The organism is Synechococcus sp. EJ6-Ellesmere (genome assembly GCF_024345875.1).
Lineage (GTDB): Bacteria > Cyanobacteriota > Cyanobacteriia > PCC-6307 > Cyanobiaceae > Regnicoccus_A > Regnicoccus_A antarcticus.
Genome location: NZ_JAGQBY010000141.1, coordinates 1 through 8196, shown reverse-complemented (window position 1 = coordinate 8196; position 8196 = coordinate 1). Strand labels below are relative to the sequence as shown.

At 64.6% G+C, this 8196-nt stretch carries 8 protein-coding genes and 1 pseudogene; 7 read left to right on the top strand and 2 right to left on the bottom strand.

The window, feature by feature from the left end; translation table 11 throughout:
* Positions 1–437 (top strand): ATP-binding domain-containing protein (locus KBY78_RS13860; RefSeq protein WP_255144071.1); only part of this gene is annotated, 437 nt, incomplete at its 5' end.
* Between the two features lie 16 nt (positions 438–453).
* On the opposite strand, the gene KBY78_RS13855 is transcribed toward KBY78_RS13860, so the two are convergent.
* On the bottom strand, positions 454–2622 hold the full coding sequence (locus tag KBY78_RS13855) for a glutamine synthetase III (RefSeq protein WP_255144070.1): 2169 nt from the start codon (positions 2620–2622) through the stop codon (positions 454–456).
* Positions 2623–2791: 169 nt separating this feature from the next.
* Here KBY78_RS13855 and KBY78_RS13850 point away from each other — a divergent pair, with 169 nt between their 5' ends.
* From KBY78_RS13850 to KBY78_RS13835, 4 genes are all read left to right on the top strand, one after another.
* Positions 2792–3013, top strand: coding sequence for a hypothetical protein (locus KBY78_RS13850; RefSeq protein WP_006170527.1), 222 nt, complete (start codon positions 2792–2794; stop codon positions 3011–3013).
* Positions 3014–3019: 6 nt separating this feature from the next.
* Positions 3020–3385, top strand: a complete 366-nt coding sequence (locus KBY78_RS13845) for a phosphomannose isomerase type II C-terminal cupin domain (RefSeq protein ID WP_255144069.1) — start codon at positions 3020–3022, stop codon at positions 3383–3385.
* A 174-nt stretch (positions 3386–3559) separates the two neighbouring features.
* On the top strand, positions 3560–5497 hold the full coding sequence (locus tag KBY78_RS13840; protein WP_255144068.1) for a DEAD/DEAH box helicase: 1938 nt from the start codon (positions 3560–3562) through the stop codon (positions 5495–5497).
* A 41-nt stretch (positions 5498–5538) separates the two neighbouring features.
* Positions 5539–5898, top strand: a complete 360-nt coding sequence (locus tag KBY78_RS13835) for a hypothetical protein (protein WP_255144067.1) — start codon at positions 5539–5541, stop codon at positions 5896–5898.
* Positions 5899–5930: 32 nt separating this feature from the next.
* On the opposite strand, the gene KBY78_RS13830 is transcribed toward KBY78_RS13835, so the two are convergent.
* Positions 5931–6131 carry a hypothetical protein gene (locus KBY78_RS13830; protein ID WP_006170523.1) on the bottom strand — a complete coding sequence of 67 codons (201 nt, stop codon included), beginning with the start codon at positions 6129–6131 and terminating at the stop codon, positions 5931–5933.
* Positions 6132–6349: 218 nt separating this feature from the next.
* On the opposite strand from KBY78_RS13830, the pseudogene KBY78_RS16405 reads away from it, so the two are divergent.
* Positions 6350–6636: pseudogene (locus KBY78_RS16405) on the top strand (RNA recognition motif domain-containing protein).
* A gap of 42 nt (positions 6637–6678) precedes the next feature.
* On the top strand, positions 6679–8196 hold a 1518-nt coding region (locus KBY78_RS13820; RefSeq protein WP_255144066.1), incomplete at its 3' end, for an ABC transporter ATP-binding protein.

Sequence of the window (8196 nt, the reverse complement as noted above, 5' to 3'; positions counted from 1 at the left end):
CGCTGAACCAGCGGCTGCTGGGCGACGACTGGAGCCGGGGACCAGCGGGCTGGCCCCCCGCCACGCCGGCGCTGTGCCAGCGCAACCTGCCGGAGCCGGGGCTCGCCAATCCCGATGCGGGGGTGGTGGTGGACGTGGAGGGCCAGCGTCAGCGGCTGTTCTGGGGAAGCCAGGATCCCGGTGACGGCAGAAATGAGGGCACCAGCGCCACCGGAGGGGGGTCGCGGCTGGTTCATCCCAGCCGGATGGCCGCCGCAGAGGTGGCCTTCGCGATCACGATCCACAAGTCGCAAGGCAGTCAGTACCAGCAGGTGCTGGTCCTGATGCCGGAGGGGGAGGGGCGCTGGGACCGGCGCCTGCTCTACACCGCGCTGACGCGGGCCAGGCAGCAGGCGGTGCTGATCACCCCCGAAGGCCAGGGGTGGCTGCCCGCCTGAGGGCAGCCGGACAGGTTCAGCGGACGAACAGCATCTCCTGGTAGGTGGGCAGCGGCCAGGTGTTGTCATCCACCAGGGTCTCGAGGCCGTCGACGGCCTCGCGGATCTTGTGCATCAGCGGCAGCAGGGTGTCGGCACAGTGGCGCATGTGGGCGACTGGGCCGTGGGGGGGATTCGGCAGGGCTGACTCCAGTGCCGTGCAGTTGGCCAGGAGCTCCTGGTTGAGGCTGGCGATACGGCCGGCCATGGCGCGATCGGGGGGAAGGCCCAGATCTTCCTGGTAGCGCAGGGAATTGGCCAGACTGCCGAGATACTCCATCACCGCGGGATAGACCTGGGTGCGGGCGATCTGCAGGGCCAGCTTGGCCTCCACTTCCACCGCCAGCACGTACTGCTCGGCATACACCTCGAAGCGACTCTGCAGTTCCACCGGGGTGAGTACCCCCATGCGCGAGAACAGGTCCTTGATGGAGTCGCGCTCAAGCACGAGCAGGGCATCGGCAGTGGTGGGCAGGTTCTCAAGACCCCGCTCGTTAACCGCCATCTGGTGCCACTCGCTGGAGTAGCCGTCGCCGCCAAAAACGACGTTTCCATGCTCTTCCATGATCGTCTTGAGCACGGACGAGGCGGCGTCCTCCAGGCTGGCTCCGGCGGCCATCTTGGCCTCCATCTCATTGCAGATGTATTGGAGCGAATCGGCCAGCATCGTGTTCATGGCCACGAGCGGGCCAGCCACCGACTGGTTCGAGCCCACGGCCCTGAATTCGAAGCGGTTGCCGGTGAAGGCGAAGGGGGAGGTGCGGTTGCGATCGCCGGGATCCTTGGGGAACTCCGGCAGGGTGTCGACACCCAGCTGCATCAGGCCACCGTGATCGGTGCTGCCGATGTTGCCGTTCTTGATCATCGTGTAGACCTCCTCCAGCTGGCTGCCGAGGTACACGGAGATGATCGCCGGAGGGGCTTCGTTGGCACCCAGGCGGTGATCATTGCCCGCCGTGGCCACCACGGCACGCAGCAGTGGTCCGTAGAGATGAACGCCACGGATCACTGCTCCACAGAACAGCAGGAACTGCATGTTCTCCTCGGGGCTGCTGCCGGGATCGAGCAGGTTGCCCTGGGTGGCGTTACCCACCGACCAGTTCACGTGCTTGCCGGAGCCGTTGATGCCCTCGAAGGGCTTCTCGTGCAGCAGGCAGTTCATGCCGTGCTTGCGCGCCGTGTTCTTCAGCAGCGTCATGGTGAGCTGCTGGTGGTCGGTGGCCACGTTGGCCGCCTCGAAGAAGGGGGCCAGCTCGAACTGACCAGGCGCCACTTCGTTATGGCGAGTCTTGGCGGGAATGCCCAGCCGGTACATCTGGTACTCCACGTCCTGCATGAAGACCTGGACCCGCTGGGGGATCGCACCGAAATAGTGATCGTCGAATTGCTGTCCCTTGGGGGACGGGCTGCCGAAGAGGGTGCGGCCCGAGAGCAGCAGGTCGGGGCGGAGGCTCACGAAGGCGCTGTCCACCAGGAAATACTCCTGCTCAGCGCCACAGCTGGAGTTCACCGGGGCCACGTCGGTGTTTCCCAGGAGCTTCAGCAGACGCTGGGCCTGCTTGTTCATGGCCGCGTTGGAGCGCAGCAGCGGCGTTTTCTTGTCGAGGGCCTCCCCGGTCCACGACACGAAGACGGTGGGGATACAGAGGGTGACGCCATTGGGCGTCGACATCAGGAAGGCCGGGCTGGTGATGTCCCAGGCGGTGTAGCCACGGGCCTCGAAAGTGGAGCGAATGCCGCCGTTGGGGAAGGAGGAGCCGTCCGGTTCGCCCTGCACCAGCACCTTTCCGGTGAATTCACAGATGGCGGAGCCGTCGCTCTGGGTGGAGATGAAACCGTCGTGCTTCTCGGCGGTGGAGTTGGTGAGCGGGTAAAAGACGTGGGCGTAGTAGAGGGCACCGCGGCTCACGGCCCAGTCCTTCATCGACTGGGCCACCACGTTGGCGACGCTGACGTCGAGCTTGCCTCCCTCCTTGATGGTCTTCTGAACCGACTTGAAGATCTCCTTGGGCAAGGACGACTTCATCTTCGAGAGATTGAAGACGTCAGCGGCCCAGATCTCATCAAGGGAGGCGATGGGGGCCGTGACCGTCGCGGGGCGCTCCTGGGTGCGCTGAATGGCGGCAAGGCGATTGGTGCTGGGCATCTCAGACCATGTGTCTGGAAGATATCCAAGTCGGCAGGCAACCCCTGAGATGAAGCCGTTGCTACAGAGACACCGGGCGCCCATGGCTGTGGAGCTGTGAGCAGGGCACTTGGGCGCTGACGGCCATGCCGCGATGAGACAGAGTGGAGTTGTCCCCAGCCCGGTCCCCATGATCCGCTATTACCTCCTGTTGCCGGGACCCCAGGGAGGGGAGCCGACTCTGGGCCGGATGCTGGATGACCGAAGCGAAGCCTGCTTCGACGCCAGCACCACACCCCCCACCTGGCAGGGCTGCAGCAATCAGATTCAGCGACGTCTCCACGCCCACGACAAGATCGCTGAAATCAGCCAGGTCAGAGCCCAGGCCTGGAAACCAGCCGCCTTCGACTGATCTGCGATGGCGGAATCCGGCGGGGAAGTCGAGCGCCGCAGCGAACGCCCCTGGGGCTGGTTCGAAATCCTCATCAGTGCCAAGGGCTACCTGATCAAGCGGCTGTGGCTGCATCCTTCCAGCCGCATCAGCCTTCAACGCCATCACCACCGCAGCGAACACTGGGTGGTCGTCGAAGGCGATGGCGTCCTGGAGTGCGAAGGCGGGCATCTGAGCGCATCTCCGGGCGTCACCCTGACCATCCCCAAGAGGGCCGTACACCGGGCCAGCGCCGGCGAGCAGGGGCTGATGATCGTGGAAGTGCAACGGGGCGACGACCTCAACGACGACGACATCGAGCGCTTCGCCGACGACTACGGACGCCTGGGTTGACCATCCGGTTTTTCTGCAGCCGTATGGGGAGCTTCAGGGCTGGGTGTTACGATAGTTGCTCACCCTTTGATTAAGGGCAAGGCAGTCTTTTTTCAGGCCCTGTGGCCGCGAGATACGGGTACCTGCCGGCCTGCGTTGAAGGAACTCCCAGGCCAAGGCCCCCATCAACTCATCGTGACCCAGTTCAACGCTAGCGAGAGCTTTGCGTGCTCCATCGACCTGAGCGCCCATCCCGCCCAAGCCCCCATCCAACCCATCGCGAGCGATCCCATCACCACCACCCCCTCCATTCAGCCCAGCACCCTCTCCAGCTGTGTCGACCTGAGCGCACTTGAAGGGCAGCCATCGGCAGAAGCCACTGCCGTCGAATCGACCTTGATCGGCCCGCTCGATCAGCCCGGTGAAGCCGCTGAGGAAGCTCCGGCCGGCGCATTCGCCGGGTTTGGTCTGGGGGCTGAGATTCTCGCCGCCGTGGCCGACTGCGGCTACAGCGACCCGTCTCCCATTCAGAAGGCCGCCATTCCCGAGCTGATGCTCGGCCGCGACCTGGTGGGCCAGGCCCAGACAGGCACTGGCAAGACCGCCGCCTTCGCACTGCCCCTGCTGGCGCGCCTCGATCCGCAGCAGCGCACCCCCCAGGTCCTGGTGCTCACCCCAACCCGTGAACTGGCCCTTCAGGTGGCTGAAGCCTTCAACGGCTATGCCGCCAAGCTCCCCCAGGTGCGCGTGCTGCCGATCTACGGCGGTGCTGATTTCCGCGACCAGATCGTTCGCCTCAAGCGCGGCGTGCAGATCGTGGTGGGCACCCCGGGGAGGGTGATGGACCACATGCGCCAGGGCACTCTCGACCTCTCCGGGCTGCGCTGCCTGGTGCTCGATGAAGCCGACGAGATGCTGCGCATGGGCTTCATCGATGACGTCGAATGGGTGCTTGAGCAACTCCCCGAGCAACGGCAGGTGGTGCTCTTCTCCGCCACCATGCCCTCGGAGATCCGCCGGCTCTCGCGCAAATACCTGCAAAACCCGGCTGAGGTCACCATTCAGCAGAAGGGTGCTGAAAACAGCACCATCCGTCAGCGTCACCTGGTGGTGCATGGCGCCCAGAAACTGGAGGCCCTCACGCGAGTGCTGGAGGCCGAGAGCAGCGAGGGGGTGATTATCTTCGCCCGCACCAAGGCGATCACCCTCACCGTCTCCGAAGCCCTGGAACAACAGGGTTACGACGTAGCCGTACTGAATGGTGATGTGCCCCAGAACCAACGGGAGCGCACGGTTGAGCGGCTGCGCAGCGGACAGGTGAATGTGCTCGTGGCCACCGACGTGGCCGCCCGGGGGCTGGATGTGGACCGGATCACCCTGGTGATCAACTACGACATCCCCTTCGACAGCGAGGCCTACGTGCACCGCATCGGCCGCACCGGCCGGGCGGGCCGCCAGGGCGACGCCATCCTCTTCCTCACCCCGCGGGAGCGCCGTTTCCTGGGCGGACTGGAGCGGGCCGTCGGTAAAGCCATCACTCCGATGGAGGTGCCTACCAATGCCGACATCAACCAAAGCCGGCTCGATCGCCTGCGCGAACGCGTCACCGCCCTGGTGGGAACCCCCCGCTCTGACGAGCAGGAACTGGCCCTGCTCAGCGAAATCCTGCAGCGGGTGGGCAGCGAGATCAGCGCTACCCCCGAGCAACTCGCCCTGGCCGCCCTGCAACTGGCGGTGGGCGATCGCCCCTTGCTGGTGCAAGGCGCTGAAACCTGGCGCCAGCCCACCCCCAGCCGGGAACGGCAGCGCAGCGGCGACGACGACCGACGCGGTGATCGCCGCTCACCCTCCCGCACGGGCGGCAGCCGACTGGACGCCTCCACACCTCCGGATGCCGACATGGAACGGTTCCGGATTGAGGTGGGCTGGCAGGACCGGGTCAAGCCCGGAAACATTGTCGGGGCTATCGCCAACGAAGCCGGCCTGAACGGCCGCAGCATCGGCCGCATCCAGATCTTCGACACGCACAGCACCGTGGATCTTCCCAGTGGGATGCCCGAAGATGTCTTCAACGCTCTGCGGCGTTTGCGGGTGATGAACAAAGAGCTTCAGATCACCCGGCACAACTCCTGAGTCAGCCCAGCACGCCGATCCGGCGTTCTCTTTGCCCCTCCATGTCCCTGATCTCCAGCACCAAGGCCAAAGGCCAGCGCAATCCCTCCACCTCCACCGGAGTCATCCTGCGTCTGGCCACCGTTGCCCTGGCGGGCCTGACTGATCTGACCCTGGCGGGGGGCGTGGAGGCCGAGACTCTGCTCAAGGCCTCCGCCAGCACTGCTCAGAAGGATGAGCAGGTCAGCAAATTCTGTCTAGCCACCGTGAGTGCTGCCTTCCAGGCGGCACGAAAGGTTCCCCCGCCAGGGCTCGGCTCCTTCGCCTGCTCCTGTTTCGTGGATCAGGTGAACCAGGGCGCTGGTCTTGATGTGGCTCAGAGCACCTGCCGCCAGCGCACCATGGCCCGCTACAGCCTCTGAGCTCTGAGCTGGGCGCTTGGCTCAGACTTGGCTCAGGAACACACCCCGGTGACATCGTCGGTGTGAAGCACACTCACCTGCCGGAAGGAAAGAGTCTCGATGGCGGTGATCAGGCTGACTTGAACCTCCGGTGTCTCGCAGAGCACCAGGGTCTGCAGGAGATCGAAGCGATCCTGAGGGGCGAGCTCGCCGTCCTCACACCAGTCGAGGCTCCAGGGAACAGGGGCAACCATTGCTTCGGGATCAATGCGTCTTGGTTTCATGACATTGGGTCATCCCTCCCCGGCAGGCTCCGTTCCTTGGATTTGCTTCCACTCCGCTTCACGCTTCGCCATCAAGCTCTGAAGAGCCTGTCGGTCAGACCAAAGAAGCTGCAACGCAAGCGCTCAACGGTGTCTCAGAACGCAGCAGAGAAGTTCGGACACCGTTTCCCCGCCTCACGCAGTGTATAATGTGCGGCGTTTCAAAACATACAGTCCTTCTTACCGGCCAATATTTCTGCCAATACGGTGAAAGTCGGTCAGTGCAGCCTGCCGCTCGATCGCAAAACCGGCCGCAACAGCGGCTCCGCTTTCGTTGAACTGACCGACGACGCCTCAGAGCAAAAAGCGATCCCTGATCTCCAGGATGTGGAGTGGATGGGTCACATGATTCCATGTCAACAATGCCAGCCCTCGCGAGCGTGGTGGCGGCGGGCCACCGGTGAACAGGCCGGCACTGGCTCCACACCCTCTTTAATGGCCTCTGGCCCTCCCGGCCGATGCCCAGCCGCCTGATGTCATGGCCCACCCGCGAGCGCGCACCCCGATCAGCCGTCTGCTGGAAGCCCTGAGACCTCACCGCCGGCTCGTCTGGCTGGCCTCGAGCTGCTCGGTGCTGAACAAACTGTTCGACCTGGCCCCACCGGTGCTGATCGGCCTCGCCGTGGATGTGGTAGTGCGTCAGCAGACCTCCTGGCTGGCGGAGTTGGGGCTCAGGACCGTCCCCTCCCAGCTCACGGCCCTGGCGGTGGCTTCCTTTGTGATCTGGAGCGCCGAATCACTGTTCGAATACCTCTATGGGGTGCTCTGGCGCAACCTGGCCCAGACCATGCAGCACGAGCTCAGGCTGGAGGCCTATGGCCACCTGCAGGAGCTGGAGATGGCGTTCTTCGAGGCCGGAAGCAGCGGCCGGCTGATGGCCATCCTCAACGACGACATCAATCAACTCGAGCGTTTTCTCGACCATGGCGCCAACGAACTGCTGCAGCTGACCACCACCGTGCTGGCCGTCGGTGGTGTGATGGCGGCCATCTCTCCGGGTGTGGCCGGCGTTGCCTTTCTGCCCATCCCAGTGATTCTCTGGGGCTCGATTCTGTTCCAGAAGCGGCTGGCTCCTCGCTACCGCGATGTGCGTGAACGGGCTGGCGATCTCAACAGCAGCCTCTCCAACAATCTCGCTGGGATGCTCACGATCAAGAGTTATACCGCCGAGTCCTGGGAACTGGAGCGAATCCGCGGCCAGAGTGAGGCCTACAGACTCACCAACCAGCGGGCCATTCGTCTGTCAGCTGCTTTCATTCCCCTGATCCGATTCGCCATCCTCTTCGCCTTCCTGGCGATTCTGGTCATCGGCGGACTGCAGGCCTGGCGAGGCACGATCGCCGTGGGCTCCTACAGCTTCCTGGTGTTCATCACTCAGCGTCTGCTGTGGCCGCTCACCACCCTCGGGCGCACCCTCGACGACTACCAGCGGGCCATGGCCTCGAGCAACCGGGTGCTGGATCTGCTGGATACACCGATCGCGATCCCTGGCGGTGAGCGTCCCCTGCCCCTGGCGGGCGTGCGCGGCGCCATCGAGTTTCGCTCGGTGAGTTTCGGCTACGCCGGCCGGGAGCCCCTGCTGGTCGACTTCTCCCTGGCAGTCCCAGCCGGTCACACACTGGGCATCGTGGGTGCCACCGGCTCCGGCAAAAGCACCCTGGTGAAACTGCTGCTGCGGCTCTACGCCGTGCAACAGGGCGAGATCCTGCTGGATGACCAGCCGATCCGGGAGCTGCAGCTGGGCGACCTGCGCCATGCCATCGGCCTGGTGAGCCAGGACGTGTACCTCTTTCACGGAAGCGTGGGCGAGAACATCGCCTACGGAAGTTTTGCCGCCAGCCCGGCCGCGATTGCACGAGCCGCCTCCCTGGCCGAAGCCAGTGGCTTCATCGAAGCGCTTCCCCAGGGATACGACACCGTGATGAGGGAGCGGGGGCAGCGGCTCTCAGGTGGCCAACGCCAACGTATTGCCCTGGCCCGGGCGATTCTCAAGAAT